Here is a 20061-nt window from a genome sequence, read left to right on the forward strand (position 1 = left end):
AAGTCATGCCTGATGACCATAGCAAGTCGGTCCCACCCCTTCCCATCCCGAACAGGACCGTGAAACGACTTTGCGCCGATGATAGTGCTGCAACCAGTGTGAAAGTAGGTTATCGTCAGGCTGTTATTCCGAGGAAGCCCGCTGTGCAAGCAGCGGGCTTTTTCACTTTGAAGTTCAGCTGTACAGGTATGTAATTAGAATTCGGCACCGCGCCAGATGCGCGAGCCAACAGGTCAAGTCTGATGACCATAGCAAATCGGTCCCACCCCTTCCCATCCCGAACAGGACCGTGAAACGATTTTGCGCCGATGATAGTGCTGCAACCAGTGTGAAAGTAGGTTATCGTCAGACTAGTAATTAGCAAAGCCCCGCCGGGTGATCCCGGCGGGGCTTTTTGCATTGGATAGCCGGTTTCATGCAGCTAGAACTGGCCTACTCGGCCGCGTCCGAAGATTTCAGGTTCTGCTGCACGGGCGGCGACACCACCCTGCTGCCGCGGCTGATGCTTTCGCCGTCTTCCTTCTTCAGGGTCCAGAACGTCAGCGACGACAGGATCGTCACGCCTGCCAGCGTCAGGAACGCGTGGTGCAGGGCACCTGCCAGCACGACGCGGTCGGTCTGCGGCATGTCGCCCAGGTACCAGCCCGTCAGCAGCGAGCCGAAAGCCAGGCCGAAGCTGACGGACAGCTGCTGCATCGAACTGGCCATCGTGCTGGCCATGCTGGAGTCGCCCCGCTCGACATCGGCATAGGCAATGCTGTTCATGCTGGAGAACTGCAGCGAATTGAAGAAGCCCAGGCACAGGCTGATGGCGACGATGGCATACACCGGCGTGCCCACCTGGACGAACGAGTACATGGCGATCGTCACACCGATCAGCACCGTGTTCACCACCAGCACTTGCCGGTAGCCGAAGCGGTTCAACACCCGCACTGAGATGAACTTCATGCCCATCGCGGCGGCGGCGGACGGCATCATCAACAGGCCCGATTGCCATGCCGGCAGACCCAGTCCTAGCTGATACAGCAATGGCAGCAGGAACGGCAGGCCACCCACACCCAGGCGCGTGACGAAGCCGCCAAGCACCGACACGCGGAAGGTGCGGATCCTGAACAGGGCCAAGCGCAGCAGGGGATGCTCCTCGCGGCCGGCGTGCCACGCATAGGCCGCCAGGAGGCTGATCGAGATGAAAAGCAGCACGGCGGCCGACGTCACATCGAGCTTGTGCTCACCGAACACTTCCAGCAGCCATGACAGCAGCGCCACGCCGGTGCCAAACAGGATCAGTCCGATGACGTCGAGGGGGCGGGGACCGTCGCCGTGATAGTCCGGCATGTGCTTGTGCGCCAGCCAGATCGCCGCGAGGCCGACCGGCACGTTGATGAAGAAGATCTCGCGCCAGGACATCCAGTGCACGATCAGGCCACCCACGGTGGGACCGAGCAGGGGGCCGATGAGCGCGGGGATGATCACGAAGTTCATCGCCGACAGCAGTTCGGCCTTGGGAAAGGTGCGGATGATAGCCAGGCGACCGACCGGCATCATCATCGCCGCGCCGAAGCCCTGCAGCAGCCGCGCCGCGACCAGCATCGGCGAGTTCACGGACAGGCCGCACAGCACGGAGGCGATCGTGAAGACGGCGATGGCGCTCATGAACACGCGTCGGGTGCCGTAGCGGTCTGCCATCCAGCCGCTGACCGGAATGGCCACGGCCAGGCTCAGGATATAGCTGGTAACAACGGCCTTCAGGCTCAGTGGCGTGACCTGCAGGCTGGCCGCCATGCTGGGGATGGCCGTGTTGACGATGGTGGAGTCGAGCTGCTCCATGAACAGGGCCGTGGCGACGACCCAGGGAAGATAGCGTTTGGTGTTCTCGGTGCTGGACATGGATGGCAACGGTGGGGAACTGTCCCGATTGTTGCACAAACGCGAAAACGGCGAAGCCGCCCTCGCGCCGTGTCGCGCCTCGCTACCGCTTCAGGGAGAGCAGCGCATCCATCAACGGTTGCGTCGCATCGGCCAGGCGTTCCAGGCTGGCCTCGCGCAGTGCCGCCGTATCGAGCACGTGCGCCGAATCCAGGCCCGCCCAGCGCAGTAAGGCGCCGCAGGCCTGCGGCGTGTCGAACAGCCCATGCAGGTAGGTGCCCAATACCTGGTCGTCAAACGAGCGGGCGCCTTCGGGCCGGCCATCGATGCGAAACGCCGGACGCTCGAGGGCATCGCCGGTCGACACCCCCATATGGATTTCATAGCCCGCCACCGTCGCTTCGGCGAACACGCACTCGCCGCTGACCTGCTCCAGCCGCTTTTCCTGCGTCAGGATGGTCACCATGTCGAGCAGCCCGAGGCCGGCCGATTCGCCCGCCGTGCCTTCGACGCCATAGGGGTCGCGCACCGAAAGGCCCAGCATCTGGAAGCCGCCGCACACGCCGATCACCTTGCCGCCGTAGCGCAGGTGCCGGGCAATCCGCTCCGGCCAGCCGTGCGTCGTCAGCCACGCCAGGTCGCCGCGCGTGTTCTTGCTGCCGGGGAGGATGATCAGATCGGCCGCCGGCACCGGCTCGCCGGCGCGAATGAACTGCAGGTCAACATCCGGATGCGCGCGCAGTGCATCGAAATCCGTGTGATTGCTCATGCGCGGCAGGCTGGGCACGACGACGCGGAAGGCGCCGCGCTCGGCCTGCACCGCCTGCACGGCGTCTTCCGCATCCAGGAACAGGCCATGCAGGTAAGGCAGCACGGCCAGCACAGGCTTGCCCGTCTGCCGTTCCAGCCATTCCAGGCCGGGTTCCAGCAGGCTGATATCGCCGCGGAAGCGGTTGATCACGAAGCCGATGATGCGCTGCTGCTCGCTCTCGGACAGGCAGGACAGGGTGCCGACGATATGGGCGAACACGCCGCCGCGGTCGATATCGGCAACCAGCACGACTGGGCAATCCACCGCCTCGGCAAAGCCCATATTGGCGATATCGCGGTCGCGCAGGTTGATCTCGGCGGGGCTGCCGGCGCCTTCGACGATCACGGCCTCGTACTGCCGCAGCAGCCGCGCATGCGATTCCAGCACGGCGGCCATCGCCACCGTCTTGTACTGGTGGTAGTCGCGCGCGTTCATTTCGGAGCGCACCTTGCCGTGAATGATCACCTGGGCGCCCGTGTCGCTGGAAGGCTTCAGCAGCACGGGGTTCATGTCCGTATGGGGCGCCACGCCGGCGGCCACGGCCTGCAGGGCCTGGGCCCGGCCGATCTCGCCGCCGTCCGCCGTAACGGCGCTGTTGAGCGCCATGTTCTGCGGCTTGAACGGCACCACGGCCACGCCCTGGCGCTTGAGCAGGCGGCACAGCGCGGCCACCACGGTGCTCTTGCCTGCATCGGACGTGGTGCCTTGTACCATCAAGGTCGGGAAGGGGAAGCGCATGTCAGTCCTTGCGGCGCTGGCGCGCCGTCTCCAGCAGTTCGCACAGCGATGCCGTCCCCTGGATCATGCGCGGGCCGGCCCGGTTCACCAGGTGACCGTCGATGGTGAACAGGTTGCCCTGGCGGGTCGCCTTCATGTTCGGATACTTGCGCCACAGCCCCGCGCCGCCCTGTTCCTTTTCCGCCGTGCTGAACACGGCTTCGGGATCGGCCTGCAGCACCGCTTCCGTGCTGACGACGGGCGCCGTCACCTTCTGGCTGGCGAAGATGTTCTCGCCGCCGCACACCTTCAGTGCATCGCTGACGATGTGGGCGCCGTTGAGTGTGTAGAGCGGCTTGTCCCACACCTGGTAGAAAACCCGCATCGGCGGGCGGTTGGCATAACGCGCCCGCAGCGCCGCCAGCTTCTGGCGCAGGTCCTGGGCCGCCGCGTTGGCCGCCGTCCCGGTGCCCAGCAGCTTGCCCATGTTGACGACATTGTCGGCGATGGCATCGAGCTTCTTCGGTTCGCTGTGGTACAGGGGGATGTTCAACTGGCGCAGCAGGTCGATCTGGCGCTCCGAGCTGCCGTGACGCCACACGACGATCAGATCCGGCTTGAGCGACAGGACCCGTTCGATATCGACCTCGCGGTTGCTGCCCACGCGGGGGATGGCCTTGGCCGCCTCCGGATAATCGCTGTAGTCGACGGCGCCGACGATGCGATCGCCCCCGCCGGCGGCGAACAGCAGTTCCGTCACGTGGGGCGCCATGGAGATCACGCGTTGCGCCGGCCTGGCCAGGGTGACCAGCTGGCCATCGTCGTCGCGCACGGTGACGGCGGCCTGGGCGCAGTTTGCGGCCATCAATGCTGTCGCCAGCAGGAGCTTCTTCATTCCGGTTTCCTTGTCCATTGGTTCAATGCTTCCTCCAGGCGCGACCACGCCTCTTCATGCGGGGGCAGTCCGAGGCGGATGCCGCGCGGGCCGTCGCGGAACAGCCGCACCCAGATGCCGCGCCGCGCCATATGCTCGTGAAACGCTTCCGGCTGAGCTTCGGGCCACCACTGGAACAGCGCCGTGCCGGCCGATGCAATGCCGTGGCTGGCCAGCAGTGCCCGCAGGCGCTGGCCGCCCTGACGCAGTCTCTCCTGCGTACTTTCCTGCCATGGCCGGTCCAGCAGCGCTGCCTTGCCGATCTGCTGGGCCGGGCCGCTGACCTGCCATGGTCCCAGCAGTTCGTCCAGCGCCGCCAGCAGCGCCGGCTGCGCCGCGACGAAGCCCAGGCGCACGCCGGCCAGACCGAAGAACTTGCCGACGGAGCGCAGCACGACCAAACCCGGCCTGCCGGCGCAATCGGCCACGCTGTTGGCGCCATCCGTGTCGCCGAACGCCTCGTCGACCACCAGCCAGCCGCCGCGCCGGTGCAGAAGCTCCGCCCATTCCAGCAGCTGCGCCCGCGGCACCGTCGCGCCGGTTGGGTTGTTCGGATTGCAGACTACCATCACGTCTGCATCGTGCACGGTGCCGGCCAGGTCGCCGTATGACACTTGCGTGGCCATGTGGCCGTGCTGGGACCAGTGATGAAAATGCTCCGCATAAGACGGCGCGGCGATGACGACGACCGATGGGCCCCGCAGCCGGGGCAGCGCCTGGATGGCGGCCTGGGTGCCTGCCACCGCCAGCATGTGGGGCGCGCCATAATAGGCGCAGGCGGCCGCCGCCAGGGCGGGATCGGGCTCGGGCAGCCGGTGCCACGCATTGTCCGCCAGGGCCGGCGCCGGATACCAGGCCGGATTCAGGCCGGCCGACAGGTCGATCCAGTCGTCCCGGCCGTACACGCGGGCCGCCTCACGCAGGTTGCCGCCGTGTTCAGGCATGCCGCGCTCCTAATATAAGGAGGGCAGCCATCGCCGAGCAACCCAGCCACAGCATGGCCGTGCGCCGCACCAGCTGCCAGGCGCGGACGATATCGGTGGCCTGCGCGGGCGCGCCGCTGCCCAGCGGCGGGCGTTGCTCCACTTCGCCGTCATACGTCGCCGCCCCGCCCAGTGCCAGGCACAGGGCGCCCGCGCCGCTGGACATCACCGGCCCCGCGTTCGGGCTGCTCCACGCGGGCGCCTGGGTGCGCCAGCACTGCCATGCGCGCCGCTTGCCCGCCATCGTCGGTGCCAGCAGCACGTACGACATCGCGGTCAGTCGCGCCGGCACATAATTCAAGGCATCGTCGATGCGCGCTGCCACGCGGCCGAAATACAGGAAGCGCGCGTTGCGGTAGCCCCACATCGCATCGAGGGTATTGGCAAGCCGGAACAGCACGGCGCCCGGCCCGCCGGCAACGGCGAACCAGAACAGCGTGCCGAAGACGGCGTCGTTACCGTTTTCCAGCAGCGACTCGGCACTGGCCTTGGCCAGGTCGGCTTCGCCCGCATCGGCGGTATCGCGGCTGACGATCATTGAAGTCAGAAAACGCGCGCGCGGCAGGTCGCCGGCCGCCAGCGCACCGGCGATCGGCAGGTTATGCTCGCGCAGGCTGCGCAGTCCGATGCACAGGTACAGCAGCACAGCGTGCAGCGCCAGGCCGACGGCCGAAGCGTCGCACAGCCAGCCCGCCAAGGCGGTAATCGGCAGCACGGCCAGCATCCAGCCCAGCGCCCCGCGCGCCAGCCGCGCCTTGCCCCGGTTCAGCCGGCGCTCGATGCTCGACGCCAGGTTGCCAAAGCCGACCAGCGGGTGCAAGCGGCGCGTCTCGCCCAGCAGCAGGTCCAGCACGACGCCGGCCAGCAGCAGGGCTGCGACGACGGGCCACGACAGGCCGCTCAGCATGGGGCGCCTTTCAGGTACAGGGGCAGGCCGGCGGCAACGAAGATAGCCCGGTCGCACCGCGCCGCCACGGCCTGGTTCAGCCGGCCCGCTTCATCCGTGTAGGCGCGCGTGATGGCCCCGAAAGGCACGATCCCCATGCCCACTTCGTTCGACACAAGGATCACGTCGCCACGCGGCTGCGCCAACTCCGCCAGCAGGGCCGCGCGTCCGGCATGAAAGCGGGCCGGCAGCTCGATGGTCCCGACGTCCGGATACACGGTACCGTCCTCGAACAGCAGGTTGCTGAGCCACAGCGTCAGGCAGTCGACCAGCACCACGCGGTCCGGTGCGCGCCAGGTCGCGAGCGCATCGGCCAGGGCCAGCCTTTCCTCGACCGTCGTCCAGTGCGCCGGGCGCTGGGCGCGGTGCTGGGCGATGCGACTGGCCATTTCGCCATCGCCGCCAGCGGCCGTGGCGATATACACCACTTCCTTGCCCGACTGCGCCGCCAGCATCTCCGCGTGGGCGCTCTTGCCGGAACGGGCGCCGCCCAGGACCAGCGTGCGCGTCACGCCGCCTCCCCCAGGAACATCGCGGCTACGGCCACCGGATTCGAGGGGAAGTAGCCGTGGAAGTACGACGCCGTCAGCGAGCCGACCCGGTACACGGCTTCGCCTTGCGCACCCGACGGGTTCTTGTTCGTGTACGTGGCAACCGGGGCATCCGTGTCGAGTCGCGAGTAGTGGAAGGTATGGCCGCGCAGCGTTCCCTGCGCCGTCGGCATCGCCTGCGGACCCAGGCCGGCCAGGCGCTTCTGTACCGTGACCTTACCCGGCAGCAGGCCCGCCATCGGCCAGTCGTGGTCCGCGCCGTCGGCCAGCGCGTCGGCCAGCGCCATCATGCCGCCGCATTCGGCCACGATCGGCTTGCCGGCTGCATGCGCGGCGCGGATCGAGGCGCGCCATGCTCCCGCTCCGGAAAGGCGTTCGCAGTGCAGCTCGGGATAGCCGCCCGGCAGGTACACCGCATCCGCATCGGCCGGCACCGGCTCGTCCGCCAGCGGCGAGAAGTACACCAGCCGGGCGCCCAGCCCTTGCAGCAGCAGCTTGTTGGCCGTGTAGACGAACAGGAAGGACTCGTCGCGCGCGATGGCGATCGTCTTGCCGGCCAGGGCAGGGGCCAGCGGGGCTTCCGGCGCGGGCGGCTCGAACGTGACGGGCGCCAGCGCTTCCCACGCCGCGGCGTCGAAGTCCAGCTGCGCCGCCAGCTCGTCGAGGAGCGCGTCGATGCCTTCCACCTCGTCCGGCAGGACCAGCCCCAGGTGCCGTTCCGGCAGCGAGCGGCCCTGCTTCGGCAAGGTGCCGAACAGGGGAATGCCGCGCAGCGAAGCCTGCACCATGGCGGCATGGCCGGCGCTGCCGACCCGGTTGGCGATGACGCCGGCCAGGTCGACGGGGCCGTAGTCGCGCAGGCCGTGCACCAGGGCGCCGGCCGTCTGCGCCATCGCGCCCGCATCGATGACGGTCAGCACGGGCACGCAGAACTCGCGCGCCAGGTCGGCCGCCGACGGTGTGCCGTCGTACAGGCCCATCACGCCTTCGATCAGGATGGCATCGGCCTCCTGGGCCGCCTGGGCCAGCAGCCGGTGGCAGCGCTCGCGGCCAACCATCCACAGGTCCAGCGTTTCGACCGGCGCACCGCTGGCGCGCGCCAGCAGCATCGGGTCGATGAAATCCGGCCCGCATTTGAAGACGCGCACGCGCTGGCCCTGCTGTACGAGCTTTCTCGCCAGCGCCGCCGTGACGGTGGTCTTGCCCTGGCCGGACGAGACGGCGGCAATCAGTACGGCGCGGGCGGCCATCAGAACTCCGTGCCTGCTTGGGCGGCGATACCGGCCTTGAACGCGTGCTTGACGACGTTCATTTCCGTGACCGTGTCGGCCACCGCCACCAGTTCCGGCGGCGCGCCGCGGCCGGTGACGACGACGTGCTGCATTTCGGGCCGGTCGAGCAGGTCGCCGATGACGGTGTCGACGTCCAGGTAGCGGTACTTCAGGGCAATATTGAGTTCATCGAGCAGCACCAGGCCATAGGCCGGATCGGCCAGGAAGGCCTTGGCCTGTTCCCATGCGGCCGTGGCTTTCTCGATATCGCGTTCGCGGTCCTGCGTATCCCACGTATAGCCCTCGCCCATGGCGTGGAACTCGACTTCGTCGGGGAAGCGGCGCAGGAACTTCTCCTCGCCCGTCGACATGGCGCCCTTGATGAACTGGACCACGCCGACCTTCATGCCGTGGCCCAGCGCCCGCGCCACCATGCCGAAGCCGCTGGAGCTCTTGCCCTTGCCGTTGCCGGTGTTGACGATGATGATGCCGATGGCCTTGTCGGCCGCGGCGATATTGGCGTCGACGATGGCCTTCTTGCGCTCCATGCGCACGCGATGGCGCTCGTTGAGCGCGGCGGTTTGTTCCGGTGTCAGGTCGTTCATATTTGGGCCTCGCGGGGAATGAAGATGCTGCGGTTGCCGTGCCGGAGCACGTCGATGGGATGATGCAGGTATTGGCTGAGGATGGGCGCCTGCATGACGTCGTCGCGCGCGCCGGCCAGCCAGCGCCCGTCGCCCATCAGCAGCAGGGCATGGGTGGAAATGCCGTGCGCCAAACTCAGGTCGTGGCCGATCATGACGACCGTCTTGCCCTGCTGGCGGCACAGCTTCGCCAGCAGGCCCATGACGCTGACCTGGTGCGCCAGGTCCAGCGCATTGGCCGGTTCGTCCAGCAGCAGCAGCGGCGTATCCTGGGCCAGCAGCGCGGCAATGGCCACGCGCTGGCGCTCGCCGCCGGACAGGGTGCGTACGTCCCGCCCGGCCAGGTCGTCCACTTCCATCGACGCCAGCGCCTGCAGGGCGATGCGGTGGTCGTCGCTGTTTTCCCAATAGCTGTTGCTATGGTAGGGGTGGCGCGCCGACAGCACGGTCTCGATGACGGTGTAGGCAAAAGCATCGCTGCGCGACTGGGCCAGGAATGCGCGCTGGCGCGCCAGCTGCTCCAGCGGCCACGCCGCCAGCGGCCGGCCGCCGATCAGCACGCGGCCGCCGTCCGGATCGCGCAGCCCGGCGAGGGCGCGCATCAGTGTGCTCTTGCCGGCGCCGTTGCGGCCGATGATGCTCCAGCATTCGCCGGCGCCCACGCGCCAGTCCAGGTCGGCGACCAGGGTGCGCACGCCGACGCGCAGTTGCAGGTGTTCGGTGGCGAGCATCATTTCCTCAGCCGGTGCAGCTGGTACAGGAAGACAGGGGTGCCGATCAACGCCGTGATCACGCCCACGGGCAGCTGCTGCGGCGCGATGATGGTGCGCGCCAGGGTATCGGTCAGTACCAGGTAGGCGCCGCCGGCCAGCGTGGCGGCGGGAATCAGCACGCGGTGGTCCGGGCCGAAGGCGAAACGGCAGGCATGCGGCACGATCAGGCCGACGAAGCCGATGCTGCCGGCCGTGGTGACGGCGCTGGCCGTCAGCAGGCCGGAAATGAAGAACAGGCCCTTGCGCAGCAAGCCAACCCGGATGCCCAGGGTGGCCGCCGCTTCCGCATGCAGGGCCAGCACGTTCATTGCCCGCGCCGAGCGCAGCGCGAACAGCAGGCCGCCGGCCAGCACCAGCCAGGGCAGGGCACGCAGGGGCGCGCCGGACAGGTCGCCGATCAGCCAGAAGACCATGCCGCGCAGCTGGTTTTCCGACGCGATCGACAGCATCAAGGTGACCAGCGCGGAGCCGGCCGAGGAAAGGATCACGCCCGTCAGCAGCAGCAGGGCGGTGCCGCCTTCGGCCGCGCTGCCGCTTCGCAGGTCGCGGCGCGCCAGCAGGTAGAGCAGCATCGAAATGACAACGGCGCCGGCAAAGGCGGCCGCGTCGACGGCCCAGGTGGCGCAGGCCGCCACCATGGCGGCCAGTGCGCCGACAGCCGAGCCGGCGGAAATGCCCAGTACGTAGGGGTCGGCCAGGGGGTTGCGCAGCAGCGCCTGCATCATGACGCCGGCCAGCGACAGGGCGGCGCCCGTCACGAAGGCCGTCAGCGCGCGGCTGGCGCGCAGGTCGAGCAGGGTGGCGGCGAGGGAATCGGCGCGGTGGTGCAGCAGTTCGTCGAGCGCGCCGGGAATATCGGCCAGCGGAATCGACACGGAGCCCGTCATCCCCGCGAACAGCACGCTGCCGACGCAGGCCAGCAGCAGGCCGCCGATGATGATGCCGGCTCGCGCGCGCAGGTTGGCGGAGGTTGGATGCATGGCTGCCTTGAATTCTATATAGATACGGCACTGCCGGGGACCGGCCCCGGCAGCTTACGGCAATGGTGCGACGTTATGCAAAATCCTTGCTTCGAACCTTGCTTGACGCATTTACTTAAAGCCGTAGCGCACGCCGGCAAACGCCGTCGAGCCGGCCGTCTGGTAGTAACGCGCCAGTTCGTAATTGCGGTCGGCGATGTTATTCCAGCGGACCAGCACCGACCAGTCGCGCGCCACCTGGTAGGTGGCGAACAGGTTGACGGTGCCATAGCCGGCCAGGCGGTTGCGGTTGGCCGCATCGTCGAAGCGCGACGATGACAGGTGCCACTCGACGCCGCCGGCCAGGGGGCCGTTGGTGTATTCGACCGTGACGTTGGCATGGCGGCGGGCGCGGCGCTGCAGCGACTTGCCGGTGGTTTCGTCGCGCGGGTCCTGGAAGTCGGCATTGGCCGATACCGTGAACGGGCCGAAGGCGCGCTGCGCGCTCAGGGTCAGGCCTTCCAGCACGCCCCGGTTGACGTTGTAGGCGCAACCCCAGCGATAGTCATCTTCCGGCGTGCTCGCCAGCGGGCACGGTACCGTGTTGACCAGCAGGTCCGTCAGCTTGTTGTGGAAGTAGGTGGCGGCCAGCTGCGTGGTGCCGTCGTCGTAGTGCAGGCCGATTTCCTTGTTGCGGCCTTCTTCCGGACGGTTCGCTTCATTGCCGTACCCCGAGTAATACAGCTCGTTGAAAGTGGGCGCGCGGAAGCTGGTGCCGTAGCTGGCGTTGACGCGCAGGACCTGGCTGATGCGGTAGCCGTAGCCCACCGAGCCCGTGTTGTGGGTGCCGTACTGCGAGCTGTCGTCCGTGCGTGCGCCCAGGTTCACCAGGTGCGGGCCCCGTTTCAGGCTGTACGTGGCGGCGAACGAGCGCGTATTGCGTTCGCGGTTCAGGTCCGCGTTGTTGCCGTCCGCTTCTTCCTTGCGGTGCTCGGCCAGCAGTTGCAGGTTGTCCGCGCCGATGCGGATATCGTTCTGCCACGTGAACATGGTCTGCGTCGAGTCGATCTGGCTGCCGCCGAAGGGGCCTGGCGCGTAGAAGGAGCCGGACTTGTCGCGCGACTGGGCGGCCTGCACGTACATCGTCCAATTCGGCAGGATGCGGTTGCGCGAGTAGGCCGCGATGGTGCTCTGGCGCTGCGTGCTGTACGCATCGAAGCTGCCGCTGTCGTAGTCGGCGACGGTGTCGCTGTACAGGAAGACGCCGCCAATCTCGTGGCCGGGCGCCAGCTGCACGGCGACCTGGCCGGCCGCGCTCTTGCGGTTGTAGCCATCGTCGTCGGGATTGAAGCTGGACGAGCCCTTGCGGGTGGACGAGAAGCCTTCCGACAGCTCCTTGCCGACGGAGAGCGAGTAGCTGACCTTGTCCGTGCCGCCGGAGATGGCCGCGTCGGCTTCGTAGGTGGCATCGCTGCCGCCGCCGACGAAGGCCGTCACGGCCGGCGCGCCCTTGCCCTTCTTCGTGAACAGGTGGATCACGCCGCCAATGGCGTCGGCACCGTACAGGGTGCTCAGCGGTCCGTAGACGATTTCGATATGGTCGATGGCCGACAGGGGAATGGCGTTCCAGCTGGCGGCGCCGCCGGAGACGGAGCCGATGCGGACGCCGTCCACCAGCACGATGCTCTGGTTGGCGGCGGCGCCGCGCAGCAGCACGCTCGAATTGGTACCGGGGCCGCCGTTGCCCGTGATTTCGATGCCGCGCTGGCGCTGCAGCAGTTCCGTCAGCGAGCCGACGCCGGCGTTGGCGATGTCCTGGGCCGAAATCGTCAGCGTATCGCTGATGACTTCACTGGCCAGTTGCGGCGTGCGGCTGGCGGTGACGATGACGGAATCGATGGCGGTTGCCTGGGCGACTGCGGCTGGCGCGGCAAAGGCGAGCGCCAGCGCGGCGAAGGCCGCCTGGGTTGGTACGGGAGAGGTCATGTAAATCTTCTTCAATGAGCACCGGCCCGCTTCCCCGCAGGCCGAATGGAACAGAAGCGCGCGCGATCGGCGCGCCTCCACCTGAGTCCTGGCCGGTATCCGGGCTGGCAGGCGTGACGCTCTCACCTTCCCATGCGTATTCGGCCGGCGCGATGCGGTCGAGAGTGCACAGTGGCTGCTGGAGAGCGCTGCCGCGCTTGACGCGCGCGGCGGCCTGCTTACCGTTGCGGGGGCAGCATACGTTGGCCGCCGGGGCGGCTTCGTATTTCCCGTTTAACTGCGTCCGAGATACGGACGCGGGCACCAAAACCCCGTCATTATACGAGTATTAAGCCGGCATGGCACCTGGGTGCAGGCGCACCACCGCGCCGTAGCCGATCCGGTTGGGCGTGGCGGCCGCCGCCAATGCCGCGTGTTCGAACGGCGTGCCATCGGCCATCGCCTGGAGCAGCCGGATCGTGCCGGCATGGCAGACCACCACCGCGCGCTCGGCGCCGCAGGCGCGGATCGCGGCCAGCGCCCCGGCGACGCGCTGCGCAACTTCCAGCACGGTTTCGCCGCCGCCGGGGCGGTAGTGCAGCAGGTCGCCGGCCCAGGCATCGACGTCGTCGCGGCCGATTTCGTCCCAGCCGCGCAGCTCCCAGCCGCCGAAATCCATCTCGGCCAGGCGGGCGTCGAAGACGGGGCAGGGCGACAACAGCCGGGCCAGCGCGGCGCACCGCTGCAGCGGACTGCTGAACAAGGGCGTCCCTGGCGGCAGCTCGGCCAGCATGGGCTGGAGCGGGGCGTGGACGGCGGCCAGTTCCTCGTCGGCCACGGCCACGTCGCTGCTGCCGTAGCAGATCCCGGCGGGCACCAGGGGGCGGGGGTGGCGGATCAGGATCAGCTCCATGTCAGCGCCACGCGGCCAGCAGGCAAATATAGAACACCGCCTCGCACAGCTGCTGCACGGCGCCCAGGCAGTCGCCCGTGTAGCCGCCCAGGCGCGTGGCGCACTTGCACGCGAACCAGTACGCAACAAGAGCCATTGCCATGGTGCCGCCGGCCAGTTGCGGCCACGCCAGCCAACCCGTACCGGCTGCCAGCAGCAGGGGGGGAATGCAGCAGGCCGTGGCAATGGCGAATTCCGCGCCGCTCATCTGCTGGGCCATCGGCTTTGCCTTGCCTTCGGCGCGGGCATAGTCCATCCGCCAGATCAGGCTTGCCGCCATCAGGCGCGACAGGGGATGGGCGCACACCAGTGCGGCGACTGCAGCCAGCGGCGGCAGGTGGGCCAGGGCCGCGCACTTCACGGCCAGCAGCAGCCCGATGCCGATGGCGCCATAGGCACCGATGCGCGAATCCTTCATGATTTCCAGCGCCCGCTCACGGGTGACGCCGCCGCCCAGGCCATCGCAGGCGTCGGCGAAACCGTCTTCGTGGAAGGCGCCCGTCATATAGATACCGGCGGCAGTGGAGAGCAGCACGGCCAGCGCCGGCGGCAGGACCAGGCAAGCTACCCAGTAGACGGCGGCGGTGGCCGCGCCGACGACCAGGCCCACCAGCGGGAAGTAGCGCGAGGCGTGGTGCAGCCAATCCGGCTCGAAGCCGACCCAGCGTGGGATCGGCAGGCGCGTGAAGAACTGCAGCGCCGTGAAGAACAGCCGCAGCTGGTGCACGGTCAGGCCGACTGTTCGCTGACCTGGGCCGATGCGAACGTGGCCATGCGGTCGAGGAAATTGACGGCCGCGTGCAGCAGCGGCAGGGCCAGCGCGCAGCCCGTGCCTTCGCCCAGGCGCAGGTCCAGGTTCAGCAGCGGCGTGGCGCCGAGCGTGTCGAGCATGCGGCGGTGGCCGTTTTCATCCGAGCAGTGGGCGAACACGCAGTAGTCCAGGATGGCCGGCTGCAGCCGCGCCGCCACCAGCAGCGCGCTGGTGACGATGAAGCCGTCGATCAGCAGCACCATACGGCGCTCGGCCGCACGCAGCATGGCGCCGGCCATCATGGCGATCTCGAAGCCGCCGAAGGTGGCCAGCACGTCCAGCGGCGCGTCGACGCCGGCATGGCGCTGTACGGCCGCCTCGATGACGCGGCCCTTGTGCAGCACGCCCTCGGGGCTCAAGCCGGTGCCGGCACCGACGCAGGCAGCAACGGCGATGCCGGTCAGCTTGTGCATCAGCGCCGCCGCAGCGGTCGTGTTCCCGATGCCCATCTCGCCGAAGCCGACGACATTGCCGGGCAGGGCGTCGATCAGGTCCATGCCGTGGCGCAGCGCCTGGGCGCATTGGTCGGGCGTCATGGCTGCTTCCACGGCGAAGTTGCGCGTACCGCGCGCCACCTTGCGGTCCAGCAGACGCTCGCGCACGCCGAAGTCGTGCGCCACGCCGGCGTCGACGACCTGCAGCGCGCAGGCGTTCTGCGCGGCGAAGACGTTGATGGCCGCGCCCCCGGCCAGGAAGTTCTCGACCATCTGCCACGTGACGTCCTGCGGGTAGGCCGACACGCCTTCGGCCACGATGCCGTGATCGGCGGCGAAGACGAGGATGGCCGGCTCGCGTAACGTCGGTGTGGCAGTGCCCTGGATCATGCCGATCTGCCGGGCCAGCGTCTCCAGCGCGCCCAGGCTGCCCAGCGGCTTGGTCTTGTTGTCGATGGCCTGGGCCAGACGGACTGCCAGTTGCGGGTCGGCGAGGGGGACGATATGAGGAATCATGGCTGGGGCGGGCTCGGAATCGGAAGCGAATTATAATTCCCCGATGCGCCTCCTGATCATTGAAGACAATCCCGACATCGTCGCCAACCTGTACGGCTTCCTGGAACCGAAAGGCTATGTGCTCGATTCGGCAGGTAACGGCTATGGCGGACTGGCGCTGGCGGCGCAGCATGACTACGACGCCGTGGTGCTGGACGTGATGCTGCCCGGGCTGAACGGCCTGGAGCTGTGCCAGAAGCTGCGTGGTGAATTGGGCAAGTCCACGCCCGTGCTGATGCTGACGGCGCGCGACACGCTGGAGGACAAGGTGGCCGGTTTCGACAGCGGTGCCGACGATTACCTCGTCAAGCCGTTCTCGCTGGTCGAGCTGGAAGTGCGGTTGAAGGCCCTGGTACGCCGCGCGCGCGGCAGCCATGGCGCCAGTGCCGTGCTGACTGTGGGCGAACTGTCCTTCGATACGGGCACCTTCGAGGCACGGCGGGCCGGCCGCCCGCTGGCGCTGACCAAGACGGGCTACACCATCCTGAAGCTGCTGATGCGGGAAGCGCCGAAGGTGGTGTCGCGCGAATCGGTGGCGCAGGAAGTATGGGGCGACAATCCGCCCGACAGCGATGCCCTGCGCGTGCATATCCACGCGCTGCGGCAGGCCCTGGACAAGCCGTTCGGCTTTTCCATGCTGCGCACGATTTCCGGTATCGGCTACAAGCTGGTCGCTACGGACGACCAGGGCGCATGAACGGGAGCCTGGAAAACCAGCCGGCCTCGCACAAGCCTGCTTCCAACAAGCCTGACTCCATGCGGCGCCGGATTACCGTTGCCTATCTGACCTTTGCCGCCGCCTCGTCGCTGTTTTTCGCCGTGATCGCGGCGCTGGCAGTGGAGGGTATCGAAGTGCGCCTGGTCGATGAACGCCTGGAGGAAGTGGCGTCGTGGGCCAGCCCCCGCTTTGCCGGCAAGCTGCCCGTCGAGATGCCGGCCGGGATCAGCTTCCACCATGGCGAAGGCATTCCCCGCTCGCTGCGCGCGCTGCCGGAGGGCGTGCAGGAGGTGACGGTAGACGGCGTCGACCTGCATGTGCTGAAGGGACGGGACAGCCTGGGCACTTTTGTCGTCGTCGATCACGACAGCGACTATGAGCAGATCGAGCTGGTGGTGTATTCGATGTTCGGCATCGCCTTCCTCGGTTTCCTCGGCTGCTCGCTGATGCTGGGCCGCTTTGTCGGCAACCGGGTCGTCAATCCCATCGTCGAACTGGCCGGTGCCGTCGGAGCCCGCGCCGAACCGCTGCCGCTGCAGGAGCGCACGGACGAACTGGGCCTGCTGGCGCGCACCATCGCGGGCCACACGGACGAACTGCGCCAGTTCCTCGACCGCGAGCGCTTCTTCACGGGAGACGTCAGCCATGAACTGCGCACGCCGCTGACGGTGATCGCCGGTGCCGCCGAGGTGCTGATGGCGCAGACCGAGCGCGAGCCGGCCCTGTATGCCCCGGCCGAGCGGATATATCGCGCCGCGCGCGAAGCGACGGATGTGACGAGCATGCTGCTGCGCCTGGCCCGTTCGCCCGAACAGCTGGAGTGGACGACCCTGTCGGCAGCGGCGCTGGCCCGTGCCGAGGTGCTGCGCTACCAGCCGCTGGTGGCCAATCGGCCGCTGGCGCTGCGCTACCTGGGCGGCGACGACTTCACCATCCACGGCGTGCGCGAGCTGGTGCTGTCGGCCGTCGGCAACCTGGTGCGCAATGCCTGCCAGTACACGGAAAACGGCGTCGTCGAGGTCAGCCTGGCCGGCGGCGCCGTTATCGTCGAGGACACGGGACCCGGGCTGCCGCCAGCGGCGCGGGCGCGGCTGAACAATGAGCCGATCCCGCTTGATGCGCGGGGCTCTTCCGGCACGGGACTGGGGCTCGGGCTGGTGCAGCGCATCTGCGTCCACCTGGGCGCAAGCTTGCTGTTGCGCGAGCGGCCCGGCGGTGGCACCCGCTTCGAAATCCACTTTCCGCCTGAGTTAACCCGCTCTTAACGACGGCTTGACGCGGGGTTTACCGGTGCGGCGCTACTGTGGCAGCCTGTCCTTGCCGGAGCCGCCTCAGTGAAATCCTTCTCCATGCCCCGTGTCGGCGCGCCCCAGCTGACCCTGGGCGCGTCCGCCTTTTTCGTATTGGCCTATAACGGCAGCTTCTGGAAAACCTTCGTCTCGGCCACGGGCGGTGCCCAGCTCGGCAACGTGCCCGTGTATGCCGGCGCCTTCTTGCTGCTGGTCCTGCTGTTCAACGCCATCCTGACCCTGTTCAACTTCCGCCTCGTCATCAAGCCCGTGCTGATCGCGCTGTTCCTGGGCGCCTCCGCCGCCAGCTATTTCATGAACGAGTATGGCGTCGTCATCGATTCTTCCATGGTGCAGAACGTGTTCGAGACCGATCCGAAGGAAGCCAATGAGCTGCTCAGCTGGCGGATGGCGGAAACCGTGACCCTCCTGGGCATCCTGCCCTCACTGCTGGTGTGGCACTTGCCGCTGGTGTTCCGGCCAATGCGGCGCGACCTGGTGGCCAAGGTCGCCATCGTGGCGGGATCGCTGCTGGCCGGTGCGGCCTTGCTGCTGTTGTTGTTCAAGGTGCTGGCGCCCGCCGTGCGCGAACACCGGGAGCTGCGCTTCCTGCTCACGCCCACGAATATGTTCCAGGCCACGCACGGCTACCTGAAACGCAAGTGGGCCGTGCCCGTCGTCGTCGCGCCCCTGGGCACGGATGCCGCCAAGGGCGTCAAATGGGGGCATGCTGCGGGGCAGGGGCGGCGCACCGTCACCGTGCTCGTGATCGGCGAGACGGCGCGCGCGATGAATTTTTCGCTGAACGGCTATGCCAGGCAGACCAACCCGCAGCTGGCGCGCCAGCGGGACCTGATCAACTTCCGCAATGTCAGCTCCTGCGGCACGGCCACGGCGGTATCGGTACCGTGCCTGTTCTCGGGCCTGGGCCGCGACGATTATTCGCCGGAGAAGGCGGTGCGGCAGGAAGGCCTGCTCGATGTGCTGCACCATGCCGGCTTCGATGTGCTGTGGCGCGATAATAATTCGGGCTGCAAGGGCGCCTGCGATCGGGTGCGTTACGAGGACCTGTCGCAGGCGGTACCGGGCGACCCCTTGTGCGACGGCGATGAGTGCTACGACGAGCGGCTGGTGCGCGACCTGCCGCAACTGGTGCGCGACGCAACGAAGGATCTCGTCATCGTGCTCCATCAAAAGGGCAGCCACGGGCCGGCCTACTGGAAACGCTATCCACAAGCCTTCAACGAATTCGGTCCCGTATGCCGGACCAACGAATTGGAACAGTGTTCGCGCGAGTCCATTGTGGCCGCATACGACAACTCGATCCTGTATACGGATTACTTCCTCTCCAGGACCATCGACCTGCTGCGGGCCGCCGGCGCGGAGCAGGGCGTCGATACGGCGATGCTGTACGTATCCGACCATGGCGAGTCGCTGGGCGAGAAGAATATGTATCTGCACGGTGCGCCCTATATCATTTCGCCGGCCGAACAGCGCAGCGTGCCGATGATGCTGTGGCTGTCGGACAGCTTCCGACGGCGTTTCGATATCGACGCCCAGTGCCTGGCCGCGCGCGGCGAACAGCCCTTCTCGCACGATAACGTCTTCCACACGGTACTGGGCCTACTTGATGTGAGCACGGCCGTGTACAACCCCAAGCTCGACCTGACCCACGCCTGCACCCGTGACATCTGAAACAACCGAACGTCGTCCGGTGCGGTACCGGCCACTGCGCATGGTGGCCTGCTTCGTCCTGGCTGCAGCATTCATCCTGTGGCTAGGGAATAATACCGATATCGATTTGATGCTGGCAGATGCCGCCTTCGATCCCGCCAGCCATCGCTTCCCGTGGCAGCATGCGTGGATCGCGGAGCAGTTCAACCACATTATCCTGAAGGCGATTTTTTCCGCGTTGGGCGTGGGCGCCGTGGTGCTGGCGCTGTGGGATGGCTGTCGCCCATTCACCGGGTGGACGGGTGAGCGCCGCACAGGCTTGCGGGTGGTCGCGATGTCGGCCATATTGGTTCCGCTGGCAATCAGTCTGCTGAAACAGGCCAGCAGTTCGCATTGCCCGTGGGATCTGCAGCGTTATGGCGGCACTGCCCCGTATATTCGCCTGCTGGAATGGATGCCGACAGGCGTGGCGCCGGGACATTGCCTGCCGGGTGGGCACGCATCGAGCGCTTTATGGCTCATTTCCTTCGCCGCTTTCTGGTGGCCGCACCGTCCTCGCCAGGCAATCGCGACAGGCACTGCAATGCTGGTGCTGGGCGGCGCGGTGGGCTGGATGCAGCAACTGCGTGGCGCACATTTCCTGACCCATACTTTATGGTCCGGCTGGATCGCCTGTGCCCTCGTCGCGGCGATTTACGCTTTCAATACGAAAGGCCTTGCGCGCCGGCTGGCGCTCCGTTATGATTCTGTCCCTGCCGCAATGTAGCGTGAAGTAAAGCGAAACGGCAGAGTGATGCCCGGCAGTGCTGGACTGAACAAAAAAGCGTCGGAATACGACGCTGTAGTAAAAAAGAGATGTTGACGAGCTGCACGAAACACCGCATAATCTTATCTCTCTGCTGCTGACAAACACAACGATTTGTCGGGGTCGCAAGACCAGCAGCAAGCGCCTTAGGGCAGAATTCTTTAACAATCAACAGTCGATAAGTGTGGGCGTTTGATGTGATGTGCCCGAGACTTCGGTCTCGATGCTCAAAATATAGCATTAAACGCTCGCACAAGTAATTTAACGTGACCTCGCAAGAGGAACGTCAGATTCTTGAGTGAGTGACCTCCGATAGCAGTATCGGAAAAACAGAGATTAAACTGAAGAGTTTGATCCTGGCTCAGATTGAACGCTGGCGGCATGCTTTACACATGCAAGTCGA

Annotated in this window: 18 protein-coding genes, 3 rRNA genes and 1 riboswitch; of the genes, 7 read left to right on the forward strand and 14 right to left on the reverse strand. The window is 67.0% G+C overall.

Features of this window, described 5'->3' with window-relative positions; all coding sequences use genetic code 11:
• The first annotated feature begins 8 nt into the window (after positions 1–8).
• Positions 9–121: ribosomal RNA gene (gene rrf, locus GM672_RS23385) — 5S ribosomal RNA — on the forward strand.
• Positions 122–238: 117 nt separating this feature from the next.
• Positions 239–351 (forward strand): 5S ribosomal RNA (gene rrf / locus GM672_RS23390).
• Between the two features lie 81 nt (positions 352–432).
• Here the strand turns inward: rrf (GM672_RS23390) and GM672_RS23395 are convergent.
• From GM672_RS23395 to cobT, 14 genes are all read right to left on the reverse strand, one after another.
• Entirely contained in the window at positions 433–1887 is a 1455-nt protein-coding gene (locus GM672_RS23395) for a DHA2 family efflux MFS transporter permease subunit (RefSeq protein ID WP_155472938.1), read from the reverse strand.
• Positions 1888–1969: 82 nt separating this feature from the next.
• On the reverse strand, positions 1970–3415 hold the full coding sequence (locus GM672_RS23400) for a cobyric acid synthase (RefSeq protein WP_155472939.1): 1446 nt from the start codon (positions 3413–3415) through the stop codon (positions 1970–1972).
• Position 3416: 1 nt separating this feature from the next.
• Positions 3417–4289 carry a cobalamin-binding protein gene (locus GM672_RS23405; RefSeq protein ID WP_155472940.1) on the reverse strand — a complete coding sequence of 291 codons (873 nt, stop codon included), beginning with the start codon at positions 4287–4289 and terminating at the stop codon, positions 3417–3419.
• Entirely contained in the window at positions 4286–5272 is a 987-nt protein-coding gene (gene cobD / locus GM672_RS23410) for a threonine-phosphate decarboxylase CobD (RefSeq protein WP_155472941.1), read from the reverse strand. Before cobD ends, GM672_RS23405 begins: the two co-directional genes overlap by 4 nt.
• Entirely contained in the window at positions 5265–6218 is a 954-nt protein-coding gene (gene cbiB, locus GM672_RS23415; RefSeq protein ID WP_155472942.1) for an adenosylcobinamide-phosphate synthase CbiB, read from the reverse strand. Before cbiB ends, cobD begins: the two co-directional genes overlap by 8 nt.
• On the reverse strand, positions 6212–6769 hold the full coding sequence (gene cobU, locus GM672_RS23420; protein WP_170300209.1) for a bifunctional adenosylcobinamide kinase/adenosylcobinamide-phosphate guanylyltransferase: 558 nt from the start codon (positions 6767–6769) through the stop codon (positions 6212–6214). The genes cbiB and cobU overlap by 7 nt, the downstream gene beginning before the upstream one ends.
• Positions 6766–8058 carry a cobyrinic acid a,c-diamide synthase CobB gene (locus GM672_RS23425; RefSeq protein ID WP_155472943.1) on the reverse strand — a complete coding sequence of 431 codons (1293 nt, stop codon included), beginning with the start codon at positions 8056–8058 and terminating at the stop codon, positions 6766–6768. The genes cobU and GM672_RS23425 overlap by 4 nt, the downstream gene beginning before the upstream one ends.
• Positions 8058–8684: a cob(I)yrinic acid a,c-diamide adenosyltransferase gene (gene cobO, locus GM672_RS23430; protein ID WP_155472944.1), complete on the reverse strand. Its 627-nt coding sequence runs from the start codon at positions 8682–8684 to the stop codon at positions 8058–8060. Before cobO ends, GM672_RS23425 begins: the two co-directional genes overlap by 1 nt.
• The gene (locus GM672_RS23435; protein ID WP_155472953.1) at positions 8681–9454 is read right to left on the reverse strand and encodes an ABC transporter ATP-binding protein; all 774 of its coding nucleotides are present in this window, start codon (positions 9452–9454) and stop codon (positions 8681–8683) included. The genes cobO and GM672_RS23435 overlap by 4 nt, the downstream gene beginning before the upstream one ends.
• Entirely contained in the window at positions 9454–10476 is a 1023-nt protein-coding gene (locus GM672_RS23440) for a FecCD family ABC transporter permease (RefSeq protein WP_155472945.1), read from the reverse strand. The genes GM672_RS23435 and GM672_RS23440 overlap by 1 nt, the downstream gene beginning before the upstream one ends.
• A 111-nt stretch (positions 10477–10587) precedes the next feature.
• A complete protein-coding gene (locus GM672_RS23445) occupies positions 10588–12441 on the reverse strand; it encodes a TonB-dependent receptor domain-containing protein (RefSeq protein WP_155472946.1) in 1854 nt (617 codons plus the stop codon).
• Between the two features lie 73 nt (positions 12442–12514).
• Positions 12515–12764, reverse strand: a riboswitch (cobalamin riboswitch).
• A gap of 5 nt (positions 12765–12769) precedes the next feature.
• Positions 12770–13333 carry a histidine phosphatase family protein gene (locus tag GM672_RS23450; protein WP_155472947.1) on the reverse strand — a complete coding sequence of 188 codons (564 nt, stop codon included), beginning with the start codon at positions 13331–13333 and terminating at the stop codon, positions 12770–12772.
• Between the two features lies 1 nt (position 13334).
• Positions 13335–14099: an adenosylcobinamide-GDP ribazoletransferase gene (locus GM672_RS23455; protein WP_170300210.1), complete on the reverse strand. Its 765-nt coding sequence runs from the start codon at positions 14097–14099 to the stop codon at positions 13335–13337.
• Positions 14100–14101: 2 nt separating this feature from the next.
• Complete coding sequence (gene cobT / locus GM672_RS23460) at positions 14102–15133, reverse strand: nicotinate-nucleotide--dimethylbenzimidazole phosphoribosyltransferase (protein ID WP_155472948.1); 1032 nt, start codon at positions 15131–15133, stop codon at positions 14102–14104.
• Between the two features lie 43 nt (positions 15134–15176).
• Between cobT and GM672_RS23465 the strand changes: the two genes are divergently transcribed.
• The 5 genes from GM672_RS23465 to GM672_RS23485 all read left to right on the forward strand — a co-directional run.
• Positions 15177–15869 (forward strand): response regulator transcription factor, encoded by a 693-nt coding sequence (locus tag GM672_RS23465; protein WP_155472949.1) that lies wholly within the window; start codon positions 15177–15179, stop codon positions 15867–15869.
• On the forward strand, positions 15866–17155 hold the full coding sequence (locus GM672_RS23470) for a sensor histidine kinase (protein WP_155472950.1): 1290 nt from the start codon (positions 15866–15868) through the stop codon (positions 17153–17155). Before GM672_RS23465 ends, GM672_RS23470 begins: the two co-directional genes overlap by 4 nt.
• Positions 17156–17224: 69 nt before the next feature.
• On the forward strand, positions 17225–18874 hold the full coding sequence (locus GM672_RS23475) for a phosphoethanolamine transferase (protein WP_229427793.1): 1650 nt from the start codon (positions 17225–17227) through the stop codon (positions 18872–18874).
• A gap of 40 nt (positions 18875–18914) precedes the next feature.
• On the forward strand, positions 18915–19619 hold the full coding sequence (locus GM672_RS23480) for a phosphatase PAP2 family protein (protein ID WP_155472951.1): 705 nt from the start codon (positions 18915–18917) through the stop codon (positions 19617–19619).
• Positions 19620–19996: 377 nt separating this feature from the next.
• Positions 19997–20061, forward strand: a 16S ribosomal RNA gene (locus GM672_RS23485); the annotation flags it as partial.

Origin of the sequence: Pseudoduganella buxea (assembly GCF_009720835.1) — a bacterium.
Classification (GTDB): Bacteria; Pseudomonadota; Gammaproteobacteria; order Burkholderiales; family Burkholderiaceae_D; genus Rugamonas; species Rugamonas buxea.

Bases quoted from the DNA above. Each gene is read 5' to 3' on its own strand.
- GM672_RS23395 (WP_155472938.1), bottom strand. From the start codon at position 1,887: ATGTCCAGCACCGAGAACACCAAACGCTATCTTCCCTGGGTCGTCGCC.
- GM672_RS23400 (WP_155472939.1), bottom strand. From the start codon at position 3,415: ATGCGCTTCCCCTTCCCGACCTTGATGGTACAAGGCACCACGTCCGAT.
- GM672_RS23405 (WP_155472940.1), bottom strand. From the start codon at position 4,289: ATGAAGAAGCTCCTGCTGGCGACAGCATTGATGGCCGCAAACTGCGCC.
- cobD (WP_155472941.1), bottom strand. From the start codon at position 5,272: ATGCCTGAACACGGCGGCAACCTGCGTGAGGCGGCCCGCGTGTACGGC.
- cbiB (WP_155472942.1), bottom strand. From the start codon at position 6,218: ATGCTGAGCGGCCTGTCGTGGCCCGTCGTCGCAGCCCTGCTGCTGGCC.
- GM672_RS23425 (WP_155472943.1), bottom strand. From the start codon at position 8,058: ATGGCCGCCCGCGCCGTACTGATTGCCGCCGTCTCGTCCGGCCAGGGC.
- cobO (WP_155472944.1), bottom strand. From the start codon at position 8,684: ATGAACGACCTGACACCGGAACAAACCGCCGCGCTCAACGAGCGCCAT.
- GM672_RS23435 (WP_155472953.1), bottom strand. From the start codon at position 9,454: ATGCTCGCCACCGAACACCTGCAACTGCGCGTCGGCGTGCGCACCCTG.
- GM672_RS23440 (WP_155472945.1), bottom strand. From the start codon at position 10,476: ATGCATCCAACCTCCGCCAACCTGCGCGCGCGAGCCGGCATCATCATC.
- GM672_RS23445 (WP_155472946.1), bottom strand. From the start codon at position 12,441: ATGACCTCTCCCGTACCAACCCAGGCGGCCTTCGCCGCGCTGGCGCTC.
- GM672_RS23450 (WP_155472947.1), bottom strand. From the start codon at position 13,333: ATGGAGCTGATCCTGATCCGCCACCCCCGCCCCCTGGTGCCCGCCGGG.
- cobT (WP_155472948.1), bottom strand. From the start codon at position 15,133: ATGATTCCTCATATCGTCCCCCTCGCCGACCCGCAACTGGCAGTCCGT.
- GM672_RS23465 (WP_155472949.1), top strand. From the start codon at position 15,177: ATGCGCCTCCTGATCATTGAAGACAATCCCGACATCGTCGCCAACCTG.
- GM672_RS23470 (WP_155472950.1), top strand. From the start codon at position 15,866: ATGAACGGGAGCCTGGAAAACCAGCCGGCCTCGCACAAGCCTGCTTCC.
- GM672_RS23480 (WP_155472951.1), top strand. From the start codon at position 18,915: ATGGTGGCCTGCTTCGTCCTGGCTGCAGCATTCATCCTGTGGCTAGGG.